24 protein-coding genes and 1 pseudogene are annotated in these 25,116 nt (G+C 64.0%); 5 read left to right on the forward strand and 20 right to left on the reverse strand.

Annotated elements, in window-relative coordinates; all coding sequences use genetic code 11:
- Nucleotides 1-97: 97 nt before the first annotated feature.
- The 3 genes from ABI546_RS02115 to ABI546_RS02125 form a co-directional block, all read right to left on the reverse strand.
- A complete protein-coding gene (locus ABI546_RS02115) occupies nt 98-628 on the reverse strand; it encodes a flavodoxin (RefSeq protein WP_348043634.1) in 531 nt (176 codons plus the stop codon).
- A gap of 131 nt (nt 629-759) precedes the next feature.
- Nucleotides 760-3,264, reverse strand: coding sequence for a cation-translocating P-type ATPase (locus ABI546_RS02120; protein WP_348043636.1), 2,505 nt, complete (start codon nt 3,262-3,264; stop codon nt 760-762).
- A gap of 33 nt (nt 3,265-3,297) precedes the next feature.
- Nucleotides 3,298-3,903 (reverse strand): hypothetical protein, encoded by a 606-nt coding sequence (locus ABI546_RS02125; protein WP_348043638.1) that lies wholly within the window; start codon nt 3,901-3,903, stop codon nt 3,298-3,300.
- A gap of 240 nt (nt 3,904-4,143) precedes the next feature.
- Here ABI546_RS02125 and ABI546_RS02130 point away from each other — a divergent pair, with 240 nt between their 5' ends.
- The 3 genes from ABI546_RS02130 to ABI546_RS02140 all read left to right on the forward strand — a co-directional run bounded on the left by ABI546_RS02130 (nt 4,144) and on the right by ABI546_RS02140 (nt 5,384).
- Nucleotides 4,144-4,536 carry a TraR/DksA family transcriptional regulator gene (locus ABI546_RS02130; protein ID WP_348043640.1) on the forward strand — a complete coding sequence of 131 codons (393 nt, stop codon included), beginning with the start codon at nt 4,144-4,146 and terminating at the stop codon, nt 4,534-4,536.
- Nucleotides 4,537-4,606: 70 nt separating this feature from the next.
- Nucleotides 4,607-5,104 (forward strand): universal stress protein, encoded by a 498-nt coding sequence (locus tag ABI546_RS02135; RefSeq protein ID WP_348043642.1) that lies wholly within the window; start codon nt 4,607-4,609, stop codon nt 5,102-5,104.
- Between the two features lie 121 nt (nt 5,105-5,225).
- A complete protein-coding gene (locus ABI546_RS02140) occupies nt 5,226-5,384 on the forward strand; it encodes a hypothetical protein (protein WP_348043644.1) in 159 nt (52 codons plus the stop codon).
- A 216-nt stretch (nt 5,385-5,600) separates the two neighbouring features.
- Here ABI546_RS02140 and ABI546_RS02145 read toward each other — a convergent pair whose 3' ends face one another.
- Together ABI546_RS02145 and hemN are read right to left on the reverse strand one after the other, a co-directional pair.
- Nucleotides 5,601-6,281: a sulfite exporter TauE/SafE family protein gene (locus ABI546_RS02145; RefSeq protein WP_348043646.1), complete on the reverse strand. Its 681-nt coding sequence runs from the start codon at nt 6,279-6,281 to the stop codon at nt 5,601-5,603.
- 15 nt (nt 6,282-6,296) lie between these two features.
- The gene (hemN, locus tag ABI546_RS02150; protein ID WP_348043648.1) at nt 6,297-7,679 is read right to left on the reverse strand and encodes an oxygen-independent coproporphyrinogen III oxidase; all 1,383 of its coding nucleotides are present in this window, start codon (nt 7,677-7,679) and stop codon (nt 6,297-6,299) included.
- Nucleotides 7,680-7,892: 213 nt separating this feature from the next.
- Here hemN and ABI546_RS02155 point away from each other — a divergent pair, with 213 nt between their 5' ends.
- On the forward strand, nt 7,893-8,975 hold the full coding sequence (locus tag ABI546_RS02155; RefSeq protein WP_348043650.1) for a fatty acid desaturase: 1,083 nt from the start codon (nt 7,893-7,895) through the stop codon (nt 8,973-8,975).
- Here ABI546_RS02155 and ABI546_RS02160 read toward each other — a convergent pair.
- The 15 genes and pseudogenes from ABI546_RS02160 to ABI546_RS02230 all read right to left on the reverse strand — a co-directional run bounded on the left by ABI546_RS02160 (nt 8,969) and on the right by ABI546_RS02230 (nt 21,850).
- Nucleotides 8,969-9,748, reverse strand: a complete 780-nt coding sequence (locus ABI546_RS02160) for a helix-turn-helix domain-containing protein (RefSeq protein WP_348043652.1) — start codon at nt 9,746-9,748, stop codon at nt 8,969-8,971. The two genes, ABI546_RS02155 and ABI546_RS02160, sit on opposite strands and share 7 nt — an antisense overlap.
- Complete coding sequence (locus ABI546_RS02165; RefSeq protein WP_348043654.1) at nt 9,739-10,188, reverse strand: response regulator transcription factor; 450 nt, start codon at nt 10,186-10,188, stop codon at nt 9,739-9,741. The genes ABI546_RS02160 and ABI546_RS02165 overlap by 10 nt, the downstream gene beginning before the upstream one ends.
- A gap of 147 nt (nt 10,189-10,335) precedes the next feature.
- Nucleotides 10,336-11,172, reverse strand: a complete 837-nt coding sequence (locus tag ABI546_RS02170) for a universal stress protein (protein WP_348043656.1) — start codon at nt 11,170-11,172, stop codon at nt 10,336-10,338.
- A 107-nt stretch (nt 11,173-11,279) separates the two neighbouring features.
- A complete protein-coding gene (locus ABI546_RS02175; protein ID WP_348043658.1) occupies nt 11,280-11,924 on the reverse strand; it encodes a response regulator transcription factor in 645 nt (214 codons plus the stop codon).
- Entirely contained in the window at nt 11,921-13,195 is a 1,275-nt protein-coding gene (locus ABI546_RS02180; protein WP_348043660.1) for a PAS domain-containing sensor histidine kinase, read from the reverse strand. The genes ABI546_RS02175 and ABI546_RS02180 overlap by 4 nt, the downstream gene beginning before the upstream one ends.
- Before the next feature lie 149 nt (nt 13,196-13,344).
- Nucleotides 13,345-14,070 (reverse strand): annotated as a pseudogene (locus tag ABI546_RS02185) (YoaK family protein); the annotation flags it as partial.
- A 25-nt stretch (nt 14,071-14,095) separates the two neighbouring features.
- Complete coding sequence (locus tag ABI546_RS02190) at nt 14,096-14,365, reverse strand: hypothetical protein (RefSeq protein WP_348043662.1); 270 nt, start codon at nt 14,363-14,365, stop codon at nt 14,096-14,098.
- A gap of 46 nt (nt 14,366-14,411) precedes the next feature.
- Nucleotides 14,412-14,669, reverse strand: a complete 258-nt coding sequence (locus tag ABI546_RS02195) for a nitrogen fixation protein FixH (protein ID WP_348043664.1) — start codon at nt 14,667-14,669, stop codon at nt 14,412-14,414.
- A gap of 10 nt (nt 14,670-14,679) precedes the next feature.
- Nucleotides 14,680-16,092 carry a cytochrome c oxidase accessory protein CcoG gene (gene ccoG / locus ABI546_RS02200; protein WP_348043676.1) on the reverse strand — a complete coding sequence of 471 codons (1,413 nt, stop codon included), beginning with the start codon at nt 16,090-16,092 and terminating at the stop codon, nt 14,680-14,682.
- A gap of 22 nt (nt 16,093-16,114) precedes the next feature.
- Nucleotides 16,115-17,032, reverse strand: coding sequence for a cytochrome-c oxidase, cbb3-type subunit III (ccoP, locus tag ABI546_RS02205; protein WP_348043666.1), 918 nt, complete (start codon nt 17,030-17,032; stop codon nt 16,115-16,117).
- 93 nt (nt 17,033-17,125) lie between these two features.
- Nucleotides 17,126-17,263, reverse strand: a complete 138-nt coding sequence (locus ABI546_RS02210) for a cbb3-type cytochrome c oxidase subunit 3 (RefSeq protein WP_348043668.1) — start codon at nt 17,261-17,263, stop codon at nt 17,126-17,128.
- Between the two features lie 10 nt (nt 17,264-17,273).
- Entirely contained in the window at nt 17,274-17,903 is a 630-nt protein-coding gene (ccoO, locus tag ABI546_RS02215; RefSeq protein ID WP_348043670.1) for a cytochrome-c oxidase, cbb3-type subunit II, read from the reverse strand.
- Between the two features lie 18 nt (nt 17,904-17,921).
- Nucleotides 17,922-19,361, reverse strand: coding sequence for a cytochrome-c oxidase, cbb3-type subunit I (gene ccoN, locus ABI546_RS02220; RefSeq protein ID WP_348043672.1), 1,440 nt, complete (start codon nt 19,359-19,361; stop codon nt 17,922-17,924).
- Nucleotides 19,362-19,426: 65 nt separating this feature from the next.
- Nucleotides 19,427-19,564 (reverse strand): cbb3-type cytochrome oxidase assembly protein CcoS, encoded by a 138-nt coding sequence (ccoS, locus tag ABI546_RS02225; protein ID WP_122956401.1) that lies wholly within the window; start codon nt 19,562-19,564, stop codon nt 19,427-19,429.
- Nucleotides 19,565-21,850 carry a cation-translocating P-type ATPase gene (locus ABI546_RS02230; RefSeq protein WP_348043674.1) on the reverse strand — a complete coding sequence of 762 codons (2,286 nt, stop codon included), beginning with the start codon at nt 21,848-21,850 and terminating at the stop codon, nt 19,565-19,567.
- A gap of 319 nt (nt 21,851-22,169) precedes the next feature.
- On the opposite strand from ABI546_RS02230, the gene ABI546_RS02235 reads away from it, so the two are divergent.
- The gene (locus ABI546_RS02235) at nt 22,170-25,028 is read left to right on the forward strand and encodes a cation-translocating P-type ATPase (protein WP_348043675.1); all 2,859 of its coding nucleotides are present in this window, start codon (nt 22,170-22,172) and stop codon (nt 25,026-25,028) included.
- The last annotated feature ends 88 nt before the right edge of the window (nt 25,029-25,116 follow it).

A 25,116-nucleotide genomic window follows, 5' to 3' on the forward strand; every position in this document is an offset into this window, starting at 1 on the left:
AATACCGGCCGTCTCATCCATTCGCCGCCGAAAAGGACTTGCCATGAACACCCGAAAATTTCGGACGACGGCAGCTAGCAGGCACGAGGGGGTAGGCTCAAACCGCGCTGGGCGACAAGGTGGTAGGCCGAACCACCCCGTCCTTTTTCGCGTTTTCGCGGACCGCGTTGCCAAACACCTGCAGGCTGGACGCATAGCTGCCGTCGTCCACTTCGCGCGCGGTGAACGAAGTCGACAAAATGGGCGGCCGGCCGAGAATCCGGTCGATTTCGGCGAAGGCGTTGGTGGCGCCCTGCCCGCCCATCACCGAGATGACCGCCACCCGCTTGAGGCCCGGGGCATCGTCGCGCACAAAACTGCGCATAGGCCCGGCCAAACGGTAAACCCAGATAGGCGCGATCAGCACAACCGTCTCAAACTCCCGCGGGTCCGGCCCTTCGTAACGGACCGTGGGATGGCGCCTGAACAGCGAATCGGCCACGCAGCGCAACATGCCTGCGGTCCCAGTGCGCGAGCGCGTTTCGCGGACCTCGCCGCGCGCCCACTGAAACTGGCTGGCCAGGAGATCGGCCACACGGCGCGATGTCCCGGTATTGGAATAACAAACGACGAGAATGCGGTCGGACATGGTTTTGCTCCTTGGATGGTTGGGCGCAACGCCGCTGGCACCGCCCTCCGGCAAGGGTATGGGAGACGGCTGGCGCACCCTTTGACGTACATCAAGGGCGGCGGCCTTAGGGCAAATCCCTCCCGCCGTGGTCAGGCCTTGCGCGATGCCACTGAAACGAGGCGCAGGGCCAACAGCCACAGCGTCATGATGCCCAGGATCACCAACAGCCCGGCGGCGCCCCGCGTGGACGGCGCGACAAAGCCCATGACCCCGCGCAGCCAGGGTAACCACAGCACAAGTGAGAGCAGCACGGCCACCGCGATGGCCAGGCGCGGAAGCCAAGGGTTCCTGAGGATATTCACCGAATGGCGATGAACAAGCACCAGAAGAAACAAGCCGGCGACCAGGCTCACAAACAATGCCGTGCGAATCTCCCCTGCGGGCCACCCTTGCTGCAGCATGTACCCGTTGGCCGTGAGCAGCACCAATGCCAGGCCAAAGCCTTGCGACAGGCCATAGGCCATGTTGCGCAGAGAAAAAGGTGAATCCGTAGCCGGCCTGGGCGGGCGGCGCATCAACTTCGGATCGGCCGGTTGCGCTTCAAACAATATCGAGCAGGCCGGGTCGATGATCAACTCAAGCAAGATGATCTGCGCGGGCAGCAGCAGCACGGGCCAGCGAAGCAAGGCAGGCACCAGCGCGAGCGCCACGATGGGCATATGCACCGCAAAGATGAAGCGCACGGCGCTGCGAACGTTGTCGTCGACGTGGCGGCCTTGGCGTATGGCCGTCGCGATGCTGGCGAAGCTGTCGTCCAGCAACACCAGGGCCGCGGCTTCGCGCGCCACGTCGGTTCCGCGCTCGCCCATGGCGATCCCTGCGTCCGCGGCCTTGAGCGCTGGCGCGTCGTTGACGCCGTCTCCCGTCATACCCACCGTGCCGCCGTCGGCCTGCAGCGCGCGCACCAGCCGCAGCTTCTGCTCGGGCCTGAGCCGCGCACAAATGGCGGCGCTCCTTAACCTGATTCGAAGCGACGCATCATCCAGGGCATCGATGTCCGCGCCCGTGAGCACGTCGGACGGATTGGGCAGGCCGGCCTGGCGCGCGATCGCGCTGGCCGTCACGGGGTGGTCTCCCGTCATCATGATCACGCGGATGCCCGCCTCGCGGCAATCCTGGACGGCCTGCGGCACCGTGGCCCGCAGCGGATCGGCCAGACCCAGCAGGCCCACAAAGCGCAGCGTGAATTCACGCTGGCTTGCGGGCAATCCTGAGCCCACCCACTCACCGCACGCCACACCGAGAACGCGCAGGCCCCTGGCGGCCATGTCCTGGACCTGCGATTGCACGGCCTCACGTGGATGCCCCTGGAGCCGGCACAGGTCCATCACCGCCTCGGGCGCGCCTTTGGTGTCCAGCACATAGCGTCCCGGGACATTGGTGCCATAGGCGTGGGTGACGGCCAGGAGCTGCGGCGTGAGCGGATATTGCCGCGCCGGCACGGTGCCCAGGCGCGCTTTCGAGTCCGGGCCCAGGCAGCTGTCCCCGACGGCCCGAATGGCTTTTTCCATGGGGTCAAAAGGATTCAAAGGCGTGGCCAGCATGGCGCATTCGACCAGTTCCGTGAGCGCCGCAGGCAGCGGCGCATCGCCACCGGGCTTGAAAACGGTATCCGCACCAGCCAGTTCGACGAGCGCCATGCGGTTCAAGGTCAAGGTCCCGGTTTTGTCCACCGCCAGCACCGTGATGGCGCCCAGCACCTCAATGGCGTCGACCCGGCGCGTGAGGATTTTCTGCCCTGACAATCGCCAGGCCGCCAGCGCCAGGAACACCGCGAGCACCACGGGAATCTCCTCCGGCAGCACCGCCATCGCAAAGGCAATCGCCGGCAGAAGGCTGGCGACAAAGCCCTGGCCGTCCCTGAGCCAGGCAAGCAGGACCAGCAACGCGGCGACCGCCAGCCCGGCACCCGCGAATCCCCGCACGATGCGCCGCGACTGCCGGTACAGCCTGGAGGCCGGTGCCTGCGTCGTCGCAAGGGCCACGCCGATGCGGCCCATCGCGGTACGACCGGCGGTGGCGTGCACGCGCGCGAGCCCAGCGCCCTGCGTGATCACGGTGCCAGCATAAAGCGACGCGCCATTTTCGGCACCAGGGTCTGGCCGGTGTTCCTGGGCGTCTCGCGGCCGCCTGGGCCTGGGCACGGACTCGCCGGTCAGCAACGACTCGTCAACTTCGAGGGTGCCCTCCAGCAAGACGGCATCCGCGGCGATGCGGTCACCTTCGCGCAGCACCAGGACATCCCCGCGAACCACCTCGCGGCAGGCAATGCGGAGCTCCTTGCCGTCCCTGAGGACCAGCGCGCGCGGCGCCGAGAGCTCGCGCAGGGCCTCGAGCGCCCGCTGCGTTTTTCGCTGCTGAAAGAGCGTCAGCGCGACGATCAGGAAGACCGAGGCCAGCAAAAATGAGGCCTCGGCCGTGTCGCCCAACAGCAAGTAGCCTGTGCCCGCCGCCAACAGCATCAGGAACATGGGCTCCTTGACCACGCCCATGGCCATTCGCCAGAAGCTTTGCGGCTCGCTGCCAGGCAACAGATTGGGCCCATCGGCCGCGAGTCGCGCGGGGGGGTCATCGGCCCGGGCTGCGGCGCTCATTTTTTCGGCGGACTCAGCAAGGAGATCTGCCGCCTATTTTTTTGAACCGGAATCCGCACCCTGTTCAGCCGCCCGCTTGGTGGCCTCGGCCGACTCCTGCGCGGCTTTTTCTGCGCTTCCCAGGGCGTCCTGCGTGGCCTTCATGGCTTTTTGCGTTTGTGCCTGGTCCGATTGGCCAGCCTTGCGCAACGATTCTTCGGCGCGCCCCGACGCCGCGCGCACGGCGGTCGCCGCCCGCCTGGCCGCTTCGGCCGCCTTCGCCGCCAGTTTCTTCATGCTGTCGGTGGCCGTTGCGGCAGCCCGATCAGCTTTCTCACGGGCCTTTCTTGCAGCCTCGTCCGCCTTGAGGGCCTGCTGCCGGATATTCGAGGCGGTTCTATGCGAAACATCCTGAGCGGCGGTTTCGGCCAGTTGCAGCGTGAGCTTGACCAAGTCGGCCGCCGCGCGGGCGGAATCGGCCGCTTCTTGCGCGGCCTTTTGCGCAACCACCTTTGAGCGCGCGGCCACGCCCGCCGGCGCGCTGGAGGTCTCGACAGGGGCCGAAGCTTTTTGGGAAGCTTGCGCCCTGGCGTCACCGGCCACGTAGCCCGCGGCGCACGTGGCGAAGGCCGCGGCGATCATGAGAGTCCTGGTGTTCATGGCGTACCTTTCGACGGAGTTGGAGACACCCATGATGACCAGGCCGAGCGGTAAGACGTTTGACCTGGCGCAAGGAGCGCGCAATCACGGTTTCATGCCGATCAGTAGCGCGATTCCATGCCACAAGGCAAGGCCTCTGGTTCGCCCCCACTTGCGCCAGATCAACGCCCGCCGGCTGAGGCGTCGTGAAAATCACAGCTGAAGCAGACACAAAGACCCTCTTTTTTTTCAGGCCTCTTCATGAAACATTACGACAGATCACTGGCAGGACACTTCGACGGCATCCTCGCCTGGCGCGAAAGCGAACTGAGGGCATCCCTAGATACAGACAACCCAAAAGAACTCGCGGCCGAACAGCCCGGTAACGAGGTACAGGACTTCAAGGACCTGGCCGAGCGGGCGTTGCAATACGGCATGGCGGCCCTGGATGCGGAGCGTGCAGCGACAGAGCTTTCCCAGGTGCTCGCGGCCCGCTGCCGCCTGCGGGAGGGCAGCTTCGGCCAGTGCGCGCAGTGCGGCAAACCGATTGACCTGCGACGCCTGGAAGCGCTGCCGGCCGCCGCGTTCTGTCTGGCCTGCCAAGCGGCCGGCGAGGAAACGCCGGCCGCGCATCACCCAACAATGCGAGCTTGATCCGCGTCAATACCCTGTCCTTGTAAATTGTCATCATTCATGACATCCCAACTCCCATGAGGTACTCGTCATGTTCAAGCGAATCCTGATCCCCGTGGACGGCAGCGACACCTCCAACCACGCCTTGGTCGCCGCCCTGCAGATGGCGCGAGAGACCAGCGCAAGCGTCCGGCTGGTGCACATCGTCAATGAAATGGCCTACCTGGGCGGCATTGATCCCTACGGCACCTACTCGGCCGACCTGACCGGCATGATGCGCGAAGGCGGCGCGAAGGTTCTGACCGACGCCATGGCCATCGCCCAGTCGGCCGGCATCGAAGCCAGCCAAGCGCTCCTCGATGAACCCGGCCAGCGCCTGGGCGCGTCCGTGGCCGAAGCCGTCAAGTTCTGGGGAGCCGACCTCGTGGTGGTCGGCTCCCACGGCAGGCGTGGCATTGGCCGTGTGCTGCTCGGCAGCGGCGCGGAGCAGATCCTGCGCTTGGCGCCTGTGCCCGTTCTGGTGATTCGACACTCTGATTCAGAGATCGATGCAACAGGCAAAGCCCGCAAGGAAGAGCGCGTGTCATAGCTCCAAGTGTTGAATTCCATCGACCTCTGAACCGGTTAGCGCCGTAATCTCCATCCAAAACTGACCCACCTAGCCACTACCCTGCTTGTTTTAAAAGCAGGGTAAATTAGGAGTGATAGACGTGGCGACATTGAATGTCATCCTCGGCGACATAGACCTCGGCGACGTAGTGTTTATCGTTGGTGCTTTCGCGATGGCGCTGCAGGTAGTGCTCGGCCTGCTGGGCAAGATACCCGCGCTGCCGCAACCCCAGCAACGTCTTAGCGAGGCCCACAGCTGAAAGCCGTGTTCCGTTGCGGCTGTGCCGGACCATCGTGTAGGGTCCGACCACAAGAATGCAGTGGAAAGAGACGCTGTCAATCGCAGGTCAAGGCAATGTGAAGCTGGCCGGGGAGCCTTTAAGAGCCCCGGCCACAGTTTGCGCCCTCGCCCTGGCCATCACCTAGACCAGCGCCCGCATGGCCCGAAGCCGGGTGCTCTGCAAGCCTCATAGCTTTCAGGCGAGACCGCACCATTGGGCGATGCGATGCGTCATGTCGCTCCACAAGCTGAACAGGGCGGACAACATGAGCACCACCCCGGCCAAACGCACACCCAATTGCCCGCCCAGATCATTGCCGGCGCGGCGCAGTCCGGCCAGCAGCTTCGGTGCCAGCAGCAAAGAAACGCCACTGCCTATGGCAAATGCGCCCATGGCCAGCGCACCTTGAAGCGGCCCACCGCTCAGGGAGGCCACCAGAAGCGCCGAATAGAGCAGGCTGCACGGCATGAAGGCCCATAGGGCGCCGGCCGAAAACACCCCGCCTCGCGACGCGGCAACTGAGCCGACCCTGGACCAGACGGATCGCCCTGCCCGGTCCGCCCAGGCCGGTTGGCTGGCTTTCACCAGCAGCACCAGCCCCCAGCCAAAAACAGCCAGGTGAAACAACACCCAGACGGGCCGAAACACCGCGGCCTGTTCTGTCACCCAGGCAAAGCTCTGTACCGCGGTCGCCACGGCCGCCCCCGCCATTGAATAGCCGAGAAGCCGCCCGCCCTGGAAGACGAATGGCGAATGCGGTTGCCGCCGTTGGCCCATGCGCGCCAGGCCGCCACAGGCCGCGCCGCACATGACGGCGCAGTGAGGTCCGCCGGCCAACCCCATCAGCAGGGCTGTTGTGGCGAGTGCATAAGACATGTTTTGCGAAAGCGCTTAAATGATGCGCGAGAAGCGGCTGCGATTGAGATCAGCCTGCAGATAGCGGTCAAACACCATGGCCACCGCGCGGAGTACAAACCGGCCGTCAGGCGTCACCTCGACGCCAGTGTCGGAAAGCAGCACCAGTCCTGCATCCTCCAGTTCGCGCAGGCGCTCAAGTTCCAGCGCGAAGTAGGTCTTGAAGTCCAGCATCCAGGCGAGCTCTACCGATTCGAACCAGACCTGGCCCTGGCACATGATGGCCATGATCACCGCACGGCGCGCCAGATCGTCCCGGCTCAGCGCCAGGCCGCGCGTAACGGGAAAGCGCCCCTGGTCGAGCAAGTCGCAGTATTCCTCCAGGGTTTTGGCATTCTGGCTGTAGGTGGCGCCGATGGCACCTATGGCCGACACGCCCAGGCCCACCAGGTCGCGGTCGGGCTGGGTGCTGTAACCCTGGAAGTTGCGGTGCAGCCGGCCCTCGCGGCTGGCCACGGCCAGCGAGTCGCCGGCCAGCGCGAAATGGTCCATGCCGATGTAGCGGTAGCCCGCGCCCTGAAAGCGCTGCATGGCCTCAGCCAGCATGGCGGCCTTGTCCTCGGCCGCCGGCAACAATGCAGGCGGGATGTGCCGCTGCGGCTTGAAGCGTTCCGGCAAATGGGCATAGGCATACAAGGCAATGCGGTCCGGCCTGAGCTCCTCGACCTGGCGGATGGTGCGTGCGAAGGACGTCTGTGTCTGCCGCGGCAAACCGTAGATCAGGTCAACATTGATGGACTCAAACCCCAGCGCACGCGCCTGTGCCACCAGCGCGAACACCTGCGCGGCCGGCTGGATGCGGTGCACGGCTTTTTGCACGTCGGGGTCGAAGTCCTGTACGCCGAAGCTCAGGCGGTTAAAGCCCAGGGCTGCCAGGGCCGCCAGGCGCGCATTGTCCACGGTGCGCGGGTCCACCTCGATGGACATCTCCGCGCCGGCCAGGATGTCGAAATTGCGCCTGAGCATCTCCATGAGCTGCGCGAGTTCCGCGTCGGACAAAAAGGTCGGTGTTCCGCCGCCCAGGTGCAACTGGCTGACCGGCTGGCCCTGCCCGAGGTGCGCCGTATACAGGGCCACTTCGCGCTCAAGGTAACCAAGGTACGCGGCGGCGCGGCCATGTTGTTTGGTGATGATCTTGTTGCAGGCGCAGTAGTAGCACAGCGACTCACAAAACGGGATGTGCACATAGAGAGACAGCGGTGCCGCCGATGTCTCGGCCCGCGCGCGCCTGTCGTCCAGCGCGCGGCTGTGGTCGCCGGCGGTAAAGGCCTCGACAAAGCGGTCCGCCGTCGGGAAGGATGTATAGCGCGGCCCGGAGATGTCGAAGCGGCGAAGGGCCTGGGGTAAAACTGCGGACATGGAATGCTTCTGGGAATGTGAGGCCCCCACTGTGCCGTCCCGTCGCCCCGGCCGCGTTGATGTGGATCAACGGGGACGCAAGGTGCGATCCCCCTGCGGCGCGTTTGCCTTGTCCTTGACCTGGGTCAAATTGCCGTGAAGGGAGCGCCGTAAGCTGGCGACTTCCCCACCGTCCCGGGGCCCAACGCCCTCGGCGCCAACCCTTTATCTCTCATGCCCATCGCCCCAGCAACTCCCCTTCCCCACCGAAAAGTTCTCCGCTCCTGGCTTCTTCCCGTTTCGGCCAAAAACACCGGAATCGCATTGACGTTGACCCTGACGGATCTTGCTTTGTTCGCCGCGTGCATGGCCGCGGCAGTGCTCGCGGATCACCCTGCCGTGCAGGTGCTCATGTCGCTGCTGGCCGGGTTCATGATCGCCAGGCTGTTCATCCTCGGGCACGATGCCTGCCACCAGAGCTTCACCGCACACCGCAGACTCAACCGCTGGCTGGGCCGTCTGCTTTTCCTGCCCTCGCTCACACCCTACAGCTTGTGGGATGTCGGGCACAACATCGTGCACCACGGCTACACCAACCTCAGCGGCTTTGACTTTGTCTGGCAGCCCGCGACCCTTGAGGCCTATGAACGCATGCCCGCCTGGAAACAATGGCTGGAGCGCGCCTACCGCAGCGGTTGGGCACCTTGGCTCTATTACCTCGTGGAAATCTGGTGGAAGCGGCTTTACTTTCCATCCAAAACCGTGATGCCCACGCGGCGCGGCATCTTTGTGGCGGACAGCCTGCTGGTCAGCGCGGCCGCCGTGGCCTGGATCGCGAGCCTCGTGATCGCGGCGTCGGCCACCGGTCAATCGCTTGCCTGGCTTCTGGTCGTCGGCTTTTTCCTGCCGCTGCTGGTGTGGAACGGCCTCATGGGCTTTGTGGTCTACGTGCACCACACACATACCCAGATCGCCTGGTATTACAACAAGAAGAGCTGGTCCGACGCCAACCCCTTTGTCTCCACCACCGTGCACCTGACCTTCAACTCGTTTTTTGGTACCGCGCTGCACCACATCATGGAACATACCGCCCACCACGTGGACATGGGCGTGCCGCTGTACCGGCTGAAGCAAGCCCAAGCCATCCTGGAGGCCAGGTTGCCCGGCCACATCGTGATACAGCCTTTTTCGTGGGGCTGGTACTTCGACACGGCGCGCCGCTGCAAGCTTTATGACTTCGAGCGGCGGCGATGGACGGATTTTTCCGGCCTGCCCACCTCCCAAGAGGATGCAGGCGTTCTGTCCGCGCCTCAGTGAATCCGGGTGTCGAAAACGCGCTTGAGTGCCGGGTGGTCGAGGATGCGGATGTGGCGTTTGTCCACTTCCAGGATGCCCTGCAGCTGAAAGGCGGAAAACGTGCGGCTCACGGTCTCCAGCTTCATGCCCAGATAGCTGCCGATCTCGGCACGCGACATCCTCAGGTGAAACTCGCAATCCGAATAGCCGCGCAGCTTGAGCCGCTGTGAAAGGTTGAGCAGGAAGGCGGCCAGGCGCTCCTCGGCATTCATGCTGCCCAGCAGCATCATCAGGCTGTGTTCCCTGACGATTTCGCGGCTCATCAGGCGACTGACGGCCTGTTGCAGGTCGACGCTTGACGCGGCCAGGCCGCTGATCTGGTCATAAGGAATGGTGCAGACCTCGGTGTCTTCGAGCGCCGTGGAATTGCTGGCGTATGCCCCGTCGGCGATTCCGTCCAGGCCCATCAGCTCACCGGCCATCTGGAAGCCGCTGACCTGTTCACGGCCGTCCGCCAGTGTCAGGCTGGACTTGAAGGTGCCCATGCGCACCGCATAGATGTTATGAAAGGGCTGGCCCTCATGGTAAAGCGCCTGCCCTGCTTTGACCTTGGTGCGGCTGAACTTCAACTCGTCCAGGCCATCCACGTCTGCCGGTTTCATGCCGCAGGGCAGGCAGATGTCGCGCAGGCTGCAGTTCGAGCATTGCGTCTTCAGCGGCGAAACCGCCTTGGCCGACGAATTGACACTTCGCGCTGGCGATGCATCGCCGGCTGATAGATGGGCTAGTGACATGACGGCTCCTTGGAGTGAGAGGAAGAGGAAGAGCAAGAAGAAGGGGGTGGGTGCGCAAGCTTGGGCCGCGCAAACCCAGCCACAGCGGCGCAGAGTTGGTAGAACTCAGCGTGTTTGTCGAGAAAGTAGGCGGCGCCCGCGGCCAGGTAGCGCGCGCGGTAGGCCGGCTCAGCATGGTTGCTCAAGATGATGAAACGGATGCCGGGCACCGCTTTGAGGACGGCCTGCAGCACCTGCATACCCGTGCCCTTCTCGAACTGCACGTCGAGCACCACCACGTCGGGCCGGCTTGCCAGGATGCCTGTAATCGCCAGCTCCGGCGTATCGGCCTGCCCCGCGATCTCCATGCCCTGGTTGAGCAACATCGCCGCCACGCGGCTACGGCTCAGCGCCGAATCATCGGCCAGAAAAACCCGAGTGGGCGGCGTGGGGTGTTGCATGCGCCTACTGTCGCGCAGGCGGTGCTTTCAGGACATCGGTTTTCGCTGAAAGCCCGGCTCGGATGACGCTGGTTTGCCGGCGCAGGCACTCCGAGGCGGACTCGGAATTTTCCGAGCGTTCGGGCCGCATTCGCCGCCGGCATGGCGTTAATGCGCCATCAGGACCGGCAGGGTCATGCTTTTGAGTACGGTCCGCGATGCGCCGCCCAGCACCCATTCATAGGCGCGGGCGCGGCCATAGCAGCCCATCACCAACAGGTCCGCCTGCAGGTCGAACGCCCGCGAGAGCAACACGTCACCCAGGTTCCCGGGCTCCGCGCTTTCCCGGTGCCAACCGGCCTGGATGTCGTGGGCCTTCAGGTAAGACACGATATCCGGACCTTCACCCGCGGCCGTCGCGTCGCCGACGCCCCAGCTCAGGATCTGCACCGAGCTTGCTTTGCGCAGGATGGGCAGCGCCGCCGCCACGGCGCGCGCCGCCCCCCGGGTGGGCTTCCAGGCGATCACCACATTGCCCGGCAAGCCGGGCTTGGCCGAGGTATAGGGCAGCACCAGCGCAGGCCGCCCGCTCAGGGCGATCACGGTCTCCGGAAAATCCGCGGGCATCAGCGTGGACCAGCCCTCGCCCGGGCCGTGCTGGCCCAGCACCAGCAGGTCGGCATAAAGCGCCCGTTCCGCAAAAGCCGGGGCCAGCGGGAACTCGTGGATTTCCGCCCAGCCGGCCGGCAAGCCCGCGGGCCTGAGCTGCTCGAACACCGAGCGCGCCCGCGCCAGCTCGGTGTCCTGCGCGTTTTCGCGTCTCACGGCCAGCCCGGGCCCCATGCCGGACGCGACCGGAAGCGCTTCGGAGGCGGAAGGCGACGTGTACAGCGCCGTGATGCCGGCACCGTGCCGGGCGGCAAACCGGCAGGCAAATTCAAGGCGTTGCGCGAATTGCGGCGAGGCGTCGGCATGAACCAGCAGTTGTTTGAGTTCGTTGCCCATGGAGCGCCCCGTTCAGAGTTTGGATACCCTAACTTTAGGGAGCTGCGGCCGCGGGCGTGTTGACCTTGGTCAACCCAACGCTCTTCTGTGCCGCGGCCCGGTGGCCCTCAGGGATCCAGTGGCTCGATCAGTCCGTGCTTGAGCGCATAGCGGATCAGCTCACTCTGGTTTTGCAAGCCCATTTTTTGCATGAGATTGGTTTTGTGGGTGCTAACGGTCTTCACCGACAGGTTCAGTTTCGTCCCGATGTCCGTCAGGGAAACGCCCGCCACCAGCAATTGCAGCACCTCGAACTCGCGGTTGGAGAGGCTCTCGTGCGGCACTACCTGGCTTCCGGGCATCGCGCCAAGCGCCAGTTGCTCGGCAACTTCGGCGCTGATGAAGGCGCCGCCCGATGCCACCTTGCGTATCGCCTGCTCCAGCAGGGCCGGCGCGCTTTCCTTGGTCAGGTAACCGCTGGCGCCGTTCTTGATGGCGCGCACGGCGTACTGCAGTTCCTGGTGCATGCTCAGAACCAGGATGCGCAGCTGCGGTTTTTCGGCGCGTATCAGCTTGATCAGTTCCATGCCGCTGCGCCCGGGCATGGAAAGGTCCAGCAGCAGCACGTCGAAGGCCAGCTCGCGCACGCGCTGCATGACTTCCGTCCCGTTGCCGGCCTCGCCCGTGACTTCCATGCCTTCAATGGACGACACGATGCGTTTAAGCCCTTCGCGCACGATGGAGTGGTCGTCTGCGATAACAATTCTGATCATGCAGCATCCCCTTTCTCGGGAACAGGAATGTTGACCCGTACGCGGGTGCCACGGCCTGGCGCTGTATCTATGTCCACCGTGCCCTGAAGCAAACGAGCCCGCTCGCGCAAGCCCATAAGGCCCAGCGAGTTTGGCTTGCGCGGCGCGTCCGGCGCGAACCCGGCACCGTCATCGGCCACCTCGAGGATCACGGCCGCGTCCGTCTTGTCGATGCGCACATGGACCTGCGAGGCGCCCGCATGTTTGGCCACATTCACCAGCGACTCCTGCACGATGCGGAAAACGGCGGTGGCATAGGGTTCGCCCAGCTCCACGTCCTCGTCCAGTGACAGCCTGCACGGCACGCCGTGGCGCTGGCTGAAATTATGGGTGAGCCACTGGATGGCCGGCACCAGGCCCAGGTCGTCGAGCAACAGTGGCCGCAAGTCCGATGCAATGCGCCGTGTGGCGGCGACGGTGGTGTCCAGCAGTTCGAGCATGTCGTCCAGCTTGGCCTTTACGAAATCCGAGCCTTGAGGCAGGGCCGCCCGGATCCAGGTGGCGTCCATCTTGATCGCTGTCAACGATTGCGCCAGCTCGTCATGCAGCTCGCGCGCAATCCGCGTCTTTTCGCTTTCACGGATCGCATGGGCCGCCGAGGCGAAGGCGCTCAGTTCCTCATTGGCACGCACGCGCTCGGTCACGTCGCGCAGGATGACGGTAAAGAGCTTGCCGTGCGCGGTATCCAGCTGCGAAATCGACGCTTCCAGGGGAAACTCCTCGCCGTTGGCTCTTCGCCCATACAGCACAGTGCCGTCTCCCATGCGCCGCGAGGTTGTTCCGGTGAGACCGAAGCGGCTGAGCTGCTCGCCGTGTGCGCCCTGGTGCCGCTGCGGAATCAGGCGTGTCAGAGGCTGACCCAACATCTCTCGCGTGGGCCAGCCGAAGATCTTCTCGGCCGCCTTGTTGTAGAGAATTACATGCTGTTCGCTGTCCACCGTGATGATGGCATCCATCGCCGAATCCAGCAGGCCCGCGAGCCTGGCGTCCGCGCCTTCCAGGGCTTGCTTGCCTGCTTTGTCTCGTGCCGCATCTCGCAAGGCCACCAACCAGGCAATGCCGCAGGTGGCGGCGGCCAACGCCGCGATCAGCGGCAGGCCCGGCAGCGATTCCGGGTTGGATGCCAGATGCACGGCTGCCAGCAGCGTCAGGGAAGCCATCACGGCCAGCACGATGGCTACCGAGCGTCGTCGCTTGGGCATCGCATCACCGACGTGGGGGAAGAGGGACATGGGACAAGGCTTCGGGAGTGGGAACCTGATCTTACCGCTCTGCCCTTTTTGAGGCGATTTCGGAAAACGGCAACAACCGGGCAGCACCGGGCAAGAAAGCGCATCAAAAGCTATCCCTGGTTTTTCCGGGTTTGAACAAAGTCACTCAGATCGTCGGCAATTGGGACGATCACGAGCGCCATGAGCGTCAGCGCCAGCGGCACGGTGGAGATATAGCCGACATGCGCGAATCCCAACGCACCAACAAGGCCGCCCATAAAAAAGGACGATGCCAGTGAAATCAATATCTTGAGGCGTCGCATGTCTACCATCACCTTGGGACGATGATCTGGATGCGAGCGATTCCAGTAGATCAGTTTCCCCAGCTCTATCCCTATATCAGTCACAACGCCGGTGATGTGGGTTGTGCGAATTTCAGCGTTAGAGAGTTTGGTAATGACTGCATTCTGCAGCCCCATGATGAAACTCAAGAGCATCACGGTCACTGAAACAAATATGCCGTTGATGTCGGCGAGTCTCGCTCCGAGGAGGCCGAAACACAATAGCAGCCCTGCTTCCACAAGGAGAGGGAATGCATATTCGCTATGCAAATTGCGACGGCGAGAATAATTCACCATCACGGCGGAACATGCCGCCCCGGAGAGAAAAGAAATTAACGCACCGATTCCAGTCAAGGCCAGGTCATATGCACCCAAGGCTATATGGTCGGCCATCGCCGAAACAATGCCGGTCATGTGCGAGGTGTATTGCTGAACGGCCAGAAAACCGCCCGCATTGGTCGCTCCAGCGACAAAGGCCAGCACAATTCCAAGTTGCCAGTTTGTCTCTTTGCTTCGGGTCTTTCCGGTAAGTCTTCTTGAGTATTTGATCGGCATTGAGGAGGTTCTCCCAAAAAAAAACTCAGTCCTCTTGTGCCGACCCCATTCCCGGGCGAGGTGAAGGGCTGGGCACCGACCCCATCAGTAACACTGTCAGTGCGCTGGAGGCTGCGCAGGCAAGCCAGAACACAAAAAAGGCGGTGGTCTGTAGTGCCAGCCGGGACAATCCCGCAGGCTGCCCATAGCGTAGCATTTCCTCAGGGTCGAACAACCCGAACAACAGCAGTTCGAGCAGGCAGGCCGACAGAAAAGCCGGCCAGGCGATGCCCAGTATCTTGTTGGCTGAAATCATCAGGTGTCCTCTTTGCGGTTGCGGGCGTTCCGGACCTTGAGGGCGATCAAGGACGAGCCGATTTTTCTGGCGTGGCCGCGTGGTTGCGTCCTTCCAGGGCCGGGGCCAGCGCCCTGGGTTGATGCAGCGCGCTGGTTCGCGATGTCCGCACCGGCTCCTGGCCGCCGATCACGGCATCCGGATACTTGACGGCCAGAAAGGCCGTGATCACGCCGGCCACAACCACGGCGGCGGGCCCGGAAATCACCAGCCAGACATGCCCGTGCTTCCACCAAGGAGTGGTTTGGGTGGAAATGGTATTCATGAGAGGCCTTTCATCGCGGAACCAAGAACACGGATTTTTCTTCAACATGGGCGCGCCCTGTTTCACTACTGACGCGGAACACGATCGGGTGCGAGCCGGCCCGCGCCGAGCCGTAAGGAATCTGCAGCCGCACGGCAACCCAGCGCGACTCGGTGGAGCCGACCTTGACCTCGGCATCAGAAGCGACCGTCAGGCCCTCCAGCCCGGTCGCCACAATGGTGTATTGCTGTGGCTGTTCCGTCGCGTTCATGATTTGCAGGCGGTAGACGTTTTCCAGGCGCCCGCCTGCCGCGATTCGCGAAAGTGCTGCCCTATCCCGCACGACATCCGCTTTCAGCGGCATGCGCGCCATCAAGCTCCAAAGCAGCGCCAGGCACAGCACGCCGAGCAGCGTCGCGTAAACCAGCACGCGCGGGCGCAGCACCTGCCGCAGGATGCGCGAAGAATTCCATTGCGCGGCGAGCGCATTCTGGGTGGTAAAACGGATCAGACCGCGTTCGTAACCCATCTTGTCCATCACGCCGTCGCAGACGTCAACGCAGGCCGCGCACCCTATGCATTCGTACTGCAAGCCATCGCGGATGTCGATGCCGGTCGGACAGACCTGAACGCACAGCGTGCAGTCTACGCAGGCACCCAGGGGCAGCGCCGCCGCGTCGGCATGGCGCGACCTCGCGCCGCGTGGCTCTCCGCGCGCGGGGTCATAACTCACGATCAGCGTGTCCTTGTCGAACATCGCGCTCTGGAAGCGCGCGTAGGGGCACATGTATTTGCACACCTGCTCGCGCAGGAAACCGGCGTTTCCATAGGTCGCAAAGCCGTAGAACAGCACCCAGAAGATTTCCCAGCCGCCCATTTTTGTCTGCAGGAACTGCATAATCAGCTCGCGGGCCGGCACGAAATAGGCCACAAAGGTAAAGCCGGTCCACATCGCCACGCCTATCCAGAGGATGTGCTTGAACCACTTCTTGACCAGCTTCTCCAGTGAGAACGGCGCACCGTCCAGCCGCAGCCTGGCCGTGCGGTCGCCTTCCACCTTGCGTTCAATCCAGAGGAAGATTTCGGTGTACACCGTTTGCGGACAAGCGAAACCGCACCACAAACGGCCCGCAACTGCCGTAAACAGAAAAAGAGACAAGGCGCTGGCGACCAATAAGCCCGTCAGGTAGATGAAGTCCTGCGGATACAACACATAGCCGAAGAGATAAAACCGCCTGGCCTCCAGATCAAACAGCACCGCCTGGCGCTGCCCCCATTGCAGCCATGGCAAGCCGTAGAAAACCAGCTGGGTCAGAAGCACGAAAACCCAGCGCCAGCGGGCGAACCGCCCGCTCACAGAGCGGGGGTAGATCTTTTTTTGCGCTTCGTACAGGGATTCCCCCGCCGACTGCGCTACCGGCACGATCGGGATGGTTTTTCGCAAGACTGACTGGGTCACTGTCGCCTCAAAGTTTTGCCGCGGCGGCCTTGTTGGACAGCCCCCAGATGTAGGCCGTCAGAACGTGGATCTGCGCTTCGGAGAGCTTGCCGGCCTGCGGGGGCATCTCGTTGGTCTTGCCCTTGTTGATGATGTCAACGATGGCCTGCTCTCCCCAGCCATGCAGCCAGATGTCGTCGGCCAGGTTGGGCGCACCTATCGCCTGATTTCCCTTGCCGTCGATGCCGTGACAAGCAGCGCAGGCCGTGAACTTGAACTTTCCGAGTTGCGAGCGTACCGAGTCGTGTGGGCCACCCGAGAGGCTCAGCACGTAATGCGCCACGTTCTTCACGTCCTCGGGCGTCCCCACCGCAGCGGCCATGGGCGGCATTTGACCCTTGCGGCCGGCAGTCAGGGTTTCGCGGATTTTCTCGGTTGAGCCACCATGCAGCCAATCGGTGTCAGCGAGGTTGGGAAAGCCCTTGCTGCCGCGCGCGTCAGAGCCATGGCACTGGGCACAGTTGTTCATGAAGAGACGCTCTCCCACCGCCATCGCATTGGCGTCGCCCGCGAGTTGTTCGGCACTTTTGGTGGTGAATCCGGCATAGAGCGGCGCAAGCTCCTTGTCCGCACTGATCATCGCGGCGTCGTATTCGCCGCGCGTGCTCCATCCCATTTCACCGGGGTAGGCGCCCAGGCCCGGATAGGCAACCAGGTAGAGCAACGAATAAATCACGCTGATCACGAACAGCCACATCCACCAGCGCGGCATCGGGTTGTTGGACTCGCGCAGGTCTTCGTCCCAGACGTGGCCCGTCGTGTTGTCGCTGCTCTGGGGTATTTTCTTGCGCGCCGTCGCCCATAACAAAACCAGGGCGCCGATGATCCCGACCAAAGTTAGTGCGGCCACATACCAAGACCAGAAGTTGTCTGTGAAATCGCTCATACGCCACACCTGATGCGTTGTGAAATGAAAGAAGGGCCGGTTGGACCGGCCCGCATGCCGCCCTGGGAACTGATGGAGACGGTGCACATGCGGCTAGTCCTGCAGGAAAGGAATTTTTGCGTCTTCTTCAAACCGCTTGCGGTTTCGCCCGGCATAGGCCCACACAAGCAGGCCAATGAAAGTGGCGAAGCACAGCAGGGTTGCGATGACGCGCAGCGTGTTGACATCCATGGGGGTCTCCTTACTTCAGGGCGGTGCCCAGCACTTGCAAATACGCCACAAGGGCATCCATTTCCGTCTTGCCCTTCACCTCTGTGGCCGCCTGGGCGATTTCGGCATCGGTATACGGCACCCCTACCCTGCGCAACGCTGTCATGCGCGGCGCCATGTCGGCAGGGTCCACGGGCTTCTTCTCCAACCAGCTGTAGGCCGGCATGTTGGATTCGGGCACCACGTCGCGGGGGTTGTTCAGATGGATGCGGTGCCATTCGTCCGTGTACTTGCCTCCCACGCGGTGCAGGTCAGGGCCGGTGCGCTTGCTGCCCCACTGGAAGGGATGGTCGTAGACAAACTCGCCGGCCACCGAGTAATGGCCATAGCGCAGCGTCTCTGCGCGAAACGGGCGGATCATCTGCGAGTGGCAGTTGTAGCAACCCTCGCGCAAGTAGATGTCGCGGCCGGCTAGCTGCAGCGCACCATAGGGCTTCACACCCTCCAGCGGTGCGGTGGTCGACTTCTGGAAGAACAGCGGCACGATTTCCACCAGGCCGCCCACGGCGATCACCAGCAGGATCAGGATGATCATCAGGAAGTTGTTGGTTTCAATCTTCTCGTGCGAGAAGCCGGCGGCCGGTGCGTTGTCGTCTCTCATGGAATGAGCTTTCTCTTGTTATGCGTGAGCCGGTACCAGTGCCGGCACCGGCACCCGGACGGGACGGCCCTTGGCCACCGTCATGCAAACGTTCCAGGCCATCAGCACCATGCCGCCCAGGTACAACAGTCCGCCAAAGAAGCGCACCACGTAGAAGGGATAGGTGGCTTTGACCGCTTCGACGAAGGTGTAGGTCAGCGTTCCGTCGGCGTTGATGGCACGCCACATCAGGCCCTGCATCACGCCGGCGATCCACATGGCCGCGATATAGAGCACGATGCCCACGGTGGCCGTCCAGAAATGCACCTCGATGGCCCGCACCGAGTACATCTGTTTTTGCCCGAAAAGGCGCGGAATCATGTAGTACAGCGTGCCCATTGAAATGAGGCCCACCCATCCCAGCGCGCCGGAATGCACGTGGCCGACGGTCCAGTCTGTGTAGTGCGAGAGCGCATTGACGGTCTTGATGGACATCAACGGGCCTTCAAAGGTGCTCATGCCGTAGAAGGACAGCGACACGATCAGGAAACGCAGAATGGGATCGTCGCGCAGCTTGTGCCAGGCGCCCGACAGCGTCATCACGCCGTTGATCATCCCGCCCCAACTGGGCGCCAGCAGGATCAGTGAGAACACCATGCCGACCGATTGCGTCCAGTCGGGCAAGGCGGTGTAGTGCAAGTGGTGCGGGCCCGCCCACATGTAAGTGAAAATCAGCGCCCAGAAGTGGACGATGGACAGACGGTAGCTGTAGACCGGCCTTTCCGCCTGCTTGGGGATGAAGTAATACATCATGCCCAGGAAGCCCGCGGTGAGGAAGAAGCCGACCGCGTTGTGGCCGTACCACCACTGCACCATCGCGTCCTGCACACCGGCATAGGCCGAATAGGATTTCATCCAGCCGGCCGGAATCTCTGCGCTGTTGACCACGTGCAGCACTGCCACCGCCAGGATGAAGGCACCGTAGAACCAGTTGGCCACGTAGATATGCCTGACCTTGCGAACTCCCAGCGTGCCGAAGAAAACAACCGCATAAGACACCCAGACCAGCGTAATCAGGATATCGATGGGCCATTCCAGCTCAGCGTATTCCTTGCCTGTGGTGTAGCCCAGAGGCAGGCTGATCGCTGCGCCCAGGATGACCAGCTGCCAACCCCAGAAGGTGAAGGCGGCCAGCCGGGGCGCAAACAGCGGCACGCTGCTGGTGCGCTGGACCACGTAGTAGCTGCTGCCGATTAGCGCACAGCCGCCGAAGGCGAAGATGACGGCATTGGTGTGCAAAGGCCTGAGCCGGCCGTAACTGAGCCAGGGGATGCCGAAATTCAGTTCAGGCCAGGCCAGCTGGGCCGCGATGAACAGGCCCACCGTCATTCCCACCACGCCCCAGAGCACTGCCGCCAATGAAAACTGGCGCACCACCTTGTCGTGATAAGCGACCCCTCGCGTCGTTTCTGCGTTCATGAAGCACCTTTTGTCTTGATGCTTCAAAGTGTCGGCGCGGCAGGTGGTGCCGCATTTGATACAGGTCAATCACTGTGAAGAATGCGCTCAGCTTCCTGCTCCAGCGCCTCGAACTGCCCGCGCCATACCGCCCAGCCCAGCGCGCCGATGATGAGCAGGGCCAGCACAACGGACAGGGGGATCAGCAGGAAAAGGATGTCCATTCAGGTCTCCAGCCCGTCGCGCGCCAGTCTTGCCGAGTTGGCGACCACCAGCAGCGAGCTTGCCGCCATGCCGAAGCCGGCCAGCCAGGTCGGCATGTAGCCGAAAATCGCCAGCGGCACGCAGGTGGCGTTGTAGACCGCGGCCCACAGAAGGTTCTGGCGAATGACCCTCCTCGTGCGCCGCGCTTGCGCCAGCAGTACCGCCACGGTGAGCAGCCGGTCGCCGGTCATCACGAAGTCCGCCTTGGCTTGGGCCAGCGGGACGGCCTGACCCATGGCCATGGACCCGTCGGCCACGGCCAACACCGGCCCGTCATTCATGCCGTCGCCCACCATCATGACGCGGTGGTGCTCGCGCTGCAGGTTGCGCACATGCTCGAGCTTGGCCTCCGGCGTACATTCGGCAAAGTACCAGGAAATGCCGGCGCGGCGCGCAAGACGTGCCGCCGCCTGCCCGGTATCGCCGGAGAGCAGTTGCACACGGATACCCAGCTTGAGCAGTGCGGCCACGGCCTGCGCCGCATCGGGCCGCATTGCTTCGTCAAACTCAAAGCCTGCGAGGTATTGCCCGCCATCGGACAGGTGGGCCTGCAGAACCGGCGCATCGCGGCCAGGCACCGGCGCTCCGCAAAAAAAGCCCGAACCCAGGTAGAGGTACTGAGGCGCGCTTCCATCCAGGCGCGCGACCTTGCCGCGCAACCCCCGACCGGCAACCTCCTCTACCTCGCTTGCCACCCAGTCCGGCGCGGGATAGCGCGCCGCGACGGCACGCGAGACTGGATGCAGGGAATGCCTGGCCAGAGCACCCGCTTTTTCACACACCTCATCGCGGTTGACCCCGGCTGGGGTATAGGCCATGACGACCTCCATGCGGTCCTCCGTCAGCGTGCCTGTTTTGTCGAAGACCACGGTGTCAATGGCGGCGCAGCTTTCCAGCGCCTGGAGCTTGCGCACCAGCACGCCGCGGCGCGCCAGCGCACCCGCACTGGCCAGCATCGCCGCCGGGGTGGCCAGCGACAAGGCGCAGGGGCAGGTCACGATCAGCACCGACACCGCGACCGCCATCGCATGCGCTTGCCCAAAAGGCCACCACCACACGGCCGCGGCGGCGGCGGCCAACAGCACTGCAACCAGGAAAGGGCTGGCGATTCGGTCTACCAGCTGGACCAAGCCGGGCTTTTCGACCGAGGCCTGCTCCATCAGGGCGACGATTTCCGCGTAGCGGGTTTGCGGGCCGACCCGCTCTATCCGCACCAGCAACATGCCTGTCAGGTTGTGACTGCCGGCAACGACGCCGTCGCCCACGCGCCGCAGCAAGGGCTTGGACTCGCCCGTCAGCAGCGACTGGTCAACCCGGCTCTCGCCGTTCTCTACCACCCCGTCGGCGGGAAAAGCCTGGCCGGGCAACACGCGGATCAGGTCGCCCGCGACAAGGCGACGCACCGCCACCGCGCGAAAACTGCCATCAGCTTCCTGCCGCTCCACGCTGTCGGGCAGGCGGCGCATCAATGCCTCCAGAGCTCCGGCGGTGCGATCGCGCAGCCGCTGCTCCAGCAGGCGACCCGACAGCAGGAAGAACACGAACATGGGCACCGAGTCATACGAGGCATGGGCACCCCAAGGGCTGCCGGGGTCGAAGGTCGCAGCCGTACTGGCCCCAAAGGCGATGAGCACGCCGAGCGCCACCGGCACGTCCATGCCGATGCGCAGATGCCGCAGGTCGCGCAGCGCCGCCGAGAAAAAGGGCCAGCAGGAAAACAGCAGCACCGGCAATGTCAGCACCCAGGAGGCCCAGCCCAGCAGCGCCTGGATGTCGGGCGTGATCTCGCCCGCCGACGCCAGGTAGGCCGGCGCGGCATACATCATGACCTGCATCATGCAAAAACCGGCCACCAACCAACGCCATAGCATCAGGCGTTGGGCCTGCACCCTGCGGCCGGCCAACAGCAAGTCGCCCGCCGGCAAGGCACCATAGCCGGCATGGTGCAACGCGGCCATCCAGGCGGAAGGCCACGTGGCCTGCGGGCGCCACTGGAGCCGCGCCGTGGCGGTGACGCCGTTGACCTCGACCGTGTCCACGCCGGGCAGCTTGCGCAAGACCTCCTCCACCGTGAGCGCGCAGGCCGCGCAGTGCATGCCCTCGAGCGCCAGGCACGACTCCCACCAGCCTTCGCGCCCCGCGACCGGCCGGCTGAAGCCCTCCCATTCGGCCGGCTCGTCCAGCGCGTTCCATGCGGCGGCGGGCGGCAGGAGGCCTGCGGGGGCCGGGGCGGTGGCGGTTTGCATGACGCAAGGGTAGCCAGCGCGGGGTGCCGCGCCCTTGACATGGATCAAGCCCGGGCCGGTGCGGCACCGGGCAAAGGCTTGTCTGTACGTTATCGAACAGTCCGGCGGGCGGATGTTTGCGATAAATGCAATGCGGGCGTTCCTCGCGCGTTTTGTTTTGGTTTTACTTTGCTTTTTCCCTTGCCAAAGCGGCGTCGCCTTGATCCAGGACAAGCAGGCGACCGTCGGATGCCCCCAGACTGGAAGTGCCGAACGCGGCCTCCGGGCCGGCCGGCTTGCTTTGGCCGCCACCCGGGCAAACCGGATAAAAAAGACAACGATGAAAATTCCCCTCGCCGCTGAAGCACGCCCGCAGCCGGAAAACCCGGCTGATCCGTCGGTCCGGGAGATCGAAGACGTCGTCGCAAGCACGGGCGCGGACCTGCTGCGCGGCCTCTCCTCCGGCGAGGCGGCACGGCGGCTTGGCGTGCAAGGCCCGAATACCCTCAACGCCGCGCCACCCGTCACCGCTTGGCGGCGCGTTCTCTCGCAGTTTCAGGATCCCCTGATCTATTTGCTGCTGGCGGCTATTGCCATTTCGCTGGTCGCATGGGCCATGGAGGGGCGGGCCGGCTGGCCGATCGACGCCCTGGTGATTGCGCTTGTGGTCCTGCTCAATGCCGCGCTGGGCTACGTCCAGCAGGCCAAGGCACGCGGCGCGGTAGAGGCCCTGGCGAAAATCACGCAAGCGAGTTGTTCGCTGATGCGGGACGGCAGCGTGCAAAAGATACCGCTGGCGTCGCTGGTACGGGGCGATTTGCTGGTCCTGAATGAGGGGGACGTCGTGGGCGCCGACGCGCGGCTGGCAAGCGCCACCGCCCTGCGCGTCCACGAGGCCTCACTGACCGGTGAAAGCGTGGCCGTGCTGAAAAGCAGCTCTTCACTGCCGGCATCCGCCGCACTTGGGGACCGCGCGAATATGGTGTTCAGGGGCACAGCCATCACTCAGGGCACAGGACGCGCGGTGGTCACGGCGACCGGCATGAACACCGAAATGGGCGCGATTGCCGCCATGCTTGAGGCGACCCGGGAAGCGCCTACGCCCTTGACCCGGGAAGTGAGCCGGCTGGGCCGGGTCCTCGGAATTGCGGTATTGATCGTTGCCACCGTGGTGGTCGCTACGATCCTGATGCTATCGGAACTGCGCACGGCCGGCGACGTCATCGCGGTGATGCTTCTGGGCGTCGCTTTAGCCGTGGCGGCGGTTCCTGAAGGACTGCCCGCCATCCTGTCGGTGGTGCTGGCGATGGGGGTGCAGCGCATGGCCAGGCACAAGGCGATCATCAAAAACCTGTCTTCCGTGGAAACACTGGGCTGCGCTTCCGTCATTTGCACCGACAAGACCGGCACCTTGACGCGCGCGGAAATGACCCTGACGCGCATCGCCACGGCATCCGGCATGGTTGAAGTGACAGGCATCGGGTATGCGCCCGAGGGCCGACTCGAACAGGCGGGCAGCGAGCTAACCGATGGACCGCTGCGGGAAGAAGTGGCGTTCACGCTGCTGGGCGGCAGCCTGGCGGGCAATGCCGGCCTGCGGCAGGACACCGGTGGCATCTGGCGGATTCAGGGCGATGCCACGGAGGCGGCTTTCCTCGTCGCCGCGCGCAAGCTCGGCCCTTCGCTCCAGGCGCGCGCCGGCCGCTATGAACGAATCAGGGAGATTCCGTTCACCTCGGACCGAAAAATGATGTCGGTGATTGAACGCGACCACGACCATGGGGGCGCCGCCATGCTCATCAGCAAAGGCGCGCCGGATGTGCTGATTGAGCGCTGCACCCATGTCAAGGTGGGCGCGGCAAGCGTGCCGATGGATGCCGCCCTGAAAGCCGCCATCCTGGGCGATATCGACGCCCTCTCGGACGCGGCCCTGCGCACACTGGCCGTCGCCTGCCGCGCACTGGGCGCCGGGGAAGATCTGCAATCCGCATCGCTCGAAGAAAACCTGACCTACGTCGGCACCGCCGGCATGATGGACCCGCCGCGGGAGGAAGCGGCCGCCGCGATACGCAAGGCCCAGCTTGCCGGCATCCGCATCATCATGATCACCGGCGACCACCCCCGCACGGCGATGCGGATTGCCGCGGACCTCGGGATCCGCGGCGCGCAATCGCCCGCGCTGACCGGCATCGACATGGACCGGCTGGAAGGCGCGGAATTCGCCGCCGCGGTTCGCAGGACGTCGGTGTATGCGCGCGTTGCGCCGGCCCACAAACTGCGCATCGTGCACGCGCTGCAGGCCGACGGCGAGGTGGTGGCCATGACCGGCGACGGCGTGAACGACGCCCCCGCGCTGAAGTCCGCGGATATCGGCATCGCGATGGGCCTGACCGGCACCGAAGTGACGCGGCAGGCCGCCCGGATGATCCTGGCCGACGACAACTTCGCCACGATCGTGGAGGCGGTGCGCGAAGGGCGCGGCATTTTTGACAACATCCGGAAATTTCTGCGTTACCTGCTGTCCTCCAACATGGGGGAGGTGCTGACGGTTTTTCTGGGTGTGGTGGGCGCCGGCGTCATCGGGCTTGAAGCCCCCGGCGTGGCAGTGGTTCTCCCCCTGCTGGCAACGCAGATCCTTTGGCTCAACCTCATCACCGACTCCTGGCCGGCGCTGGCCATGGGCATAGACCCCGCGGTCGGCGACGTCATGGCGCGAAAGCCCCGGGCCCGCGATGCGCGCGTGATCGACGCCCGCATGTGGTCGGGGATACTGCAGACCGGCGCCGTCATCGCGGTGGTGACGCTCCTGACCATGGACATGTTGCTGCCGGGCGGTCTCATCGAGGGCGACCAGGACCTGGCCGTCGCCCGCACCGCCGGCTTCACCGTGCTGGTGCTGGCGCATCTGTTCAATGCCTTCAACGCGCGCTCGGAAACCACCACCGCGTTTCGCCACCTTTTCTCCAACCCCTGGTTGTGGGCCGCGCTGGGCTTGTCATTGGGCCTGCAGATCGCGGTGGTCAACCTGGGGTTTCTGAACTACGCTTTCGGCACCGTGCCCCTTGCGTTTGAACAATGGCTGCTGTGCGCCGCCATGGCCAGCGTGGTGTTGTGGCACGCTGAATTGCGCAAACTCGCCGGTCGGGCCTGGCACAGGCATGCGGACGCGCGAATGGCCGCGGCCCGGGGCCCGCAATGAACGCTTTACTTGGTTTACTTGAACGACAGCGGAGAAACACCATGAGGTTAAAAACCGACCCGGAAAACCGTTACGGCTCGCTCTCCAT

Origin of the sequence: Polaromonas sp. (assembly GCF_039932935.1) — a bacterium.
GTDB lineage: Bacteria > Pseudomonadota > Gammaproteobacteria > Burkholderiales > Burkholderiaceae_C > Polaromonas.

Coding starts and splice junctions, on each gene's coding strand:
- ABI546_RS02115 (WP_348043634.1), bottom strand. CDS start 628: ATGTCCGACCGCATTCTCGTCGTTTGTTATTCCAATACCGGGACATCG.
- ABI546_RS02120 (WP_348043636.1), bottom strand. CDS start 3,264: ATGAGCGCCGCAGCCCGGGCCGATGACCCCCCCGCGCGACTCGCGGCC.
- ABI546_RS02125 (WP_348043638.1), bottom strand. CDS start 3,903: ATGAACACCAGGACTCTCATGATCGCCGCGGCCTTCGCCACGTGCGCC.
- ABI546_RS02130 (WP_348043640.1), top strand. CDS start 4,144: ATGAAACATTACGACAGATCACTGGCAGGACACTTCGACGGCATCCTC.
- ABI546_RS02135 (WP_348043642.1), top strand. CDS start 4,607: ATGTTCAAGCGAATCCTGATCCCCGTGGACGGCAGCGACACCTCCAAC.
- ABI546_RS02145 (WP_348043646.1), bottom strand. CDS start 6,281: ATGTCTTATGCACTCGCCACAACAGCCCTGCTGATGGGGTTGGCCGGC.
- hemN (WP_348043648.1), bottom strand. CDS start 7,679: ATGTCCGCAGTTTTACCCCAGGCCCTTCGCCGCTTCGACATCTCCGGG.
- ABI546_RS02155 (WP_348043650.1), top strand. CDS start 7,893: ATGCCCATCGCCCCAGCAACTCCCCTTCCCCACCGAAAAGTTCTCCGC.
- ABI546_RS02160 (WP_348043652.1), bottom strand. CDS start 9,748: ATGTCACTAGCCCATCTATCAGCCGGCGATGCATCGCCAGCGCGAAGT.
- ABI546_RS02165 (WP_348043654.1), bottom strand. CDS start 10,188: ATGCAACACCCCACGCCGCCCACTCGGGTTTTTCTGGCCGATGATTCG.
- ABI546_RS02170 (WP_348043656.1), bottom strand. CDS start 11,172: ATGGGCAACGAACTCAAACAACTGCTGGTTCATGCCGACGCCTCGCCG.
- ABI546_RS02175 (WP_348043658.1), bottom strand. CDS start 11,924: ATGATCAGAATTGTTATCGCAGACGACCACTCCATCGTGCGCGAAGGG.
- ABI546_RS02180 (WP_348043660.1), bottom strand. CDS start 13,195: ATGTCCCTCTTCCCCCACGTCGGTGATGCGATGCCCAAGCGACGACGC.
- ABI546_RS02190 (WP_348043662.1), bottom strand. CDS start 14,365: ATGATTTCAGCCAACAAGATACTGGGCATCGCCTGGCCGGCTTTTCTG.
- ABI546_RS02195 (WP_348043664.1), bottom strand. CDS start 14,669: ATGAATACCATTTCCACCCAAACCACTCCTTGGTGGAAGCACGGGCAT.
- ccoP (WP_348043666.1), bottom strand. CDS start 17,032: ATGAGCGATTTCACAGACAACTTCTGGTCTTGGTATGTGGCCGCACTA.
- ABI546_RS02210 (WP_348043668.1), bottom strand. CDS start 17,263: ATGGATGTCAACACGCTGCGCGTCATCGCAACCCTGCTGTGCTTCGCC.
- ccoO (WP_348043670.1), bottom strand. CDS start 17,903: ATGAGAGACGACAACGCACCGGCCGCCGGCTTCTCGCACGAGAAGATT.
- ccoN (WP_348043672.1), bottom strand. CDS start 19,361: ATGAACGCAGAAACGACGCGAGGGGTCGCTTATCACGACAAGGTGGTG.
- ccoS (WP_122956401.1), bottom strand. CDS start 19,564: ATGGACATCCTTTTCCTGCTGATCCCCCTGTCCGTTGTGCTGGCCCTG.
- ABI546_RS02230 (WP_348043674.1), bottom strand. CDS start 21,850: ATGCAAACCGCCACCGCCCCGGCCCCCGCAGGCCTCCTGCCGCCCGCC.
- ABI546_RS02235 (WP_348043675.1), top strand. CDS start 22,170: ATGAAAATTCCCCTCGCCGCTGAAGCACGCCCGCAGCCGGAAAACCCG.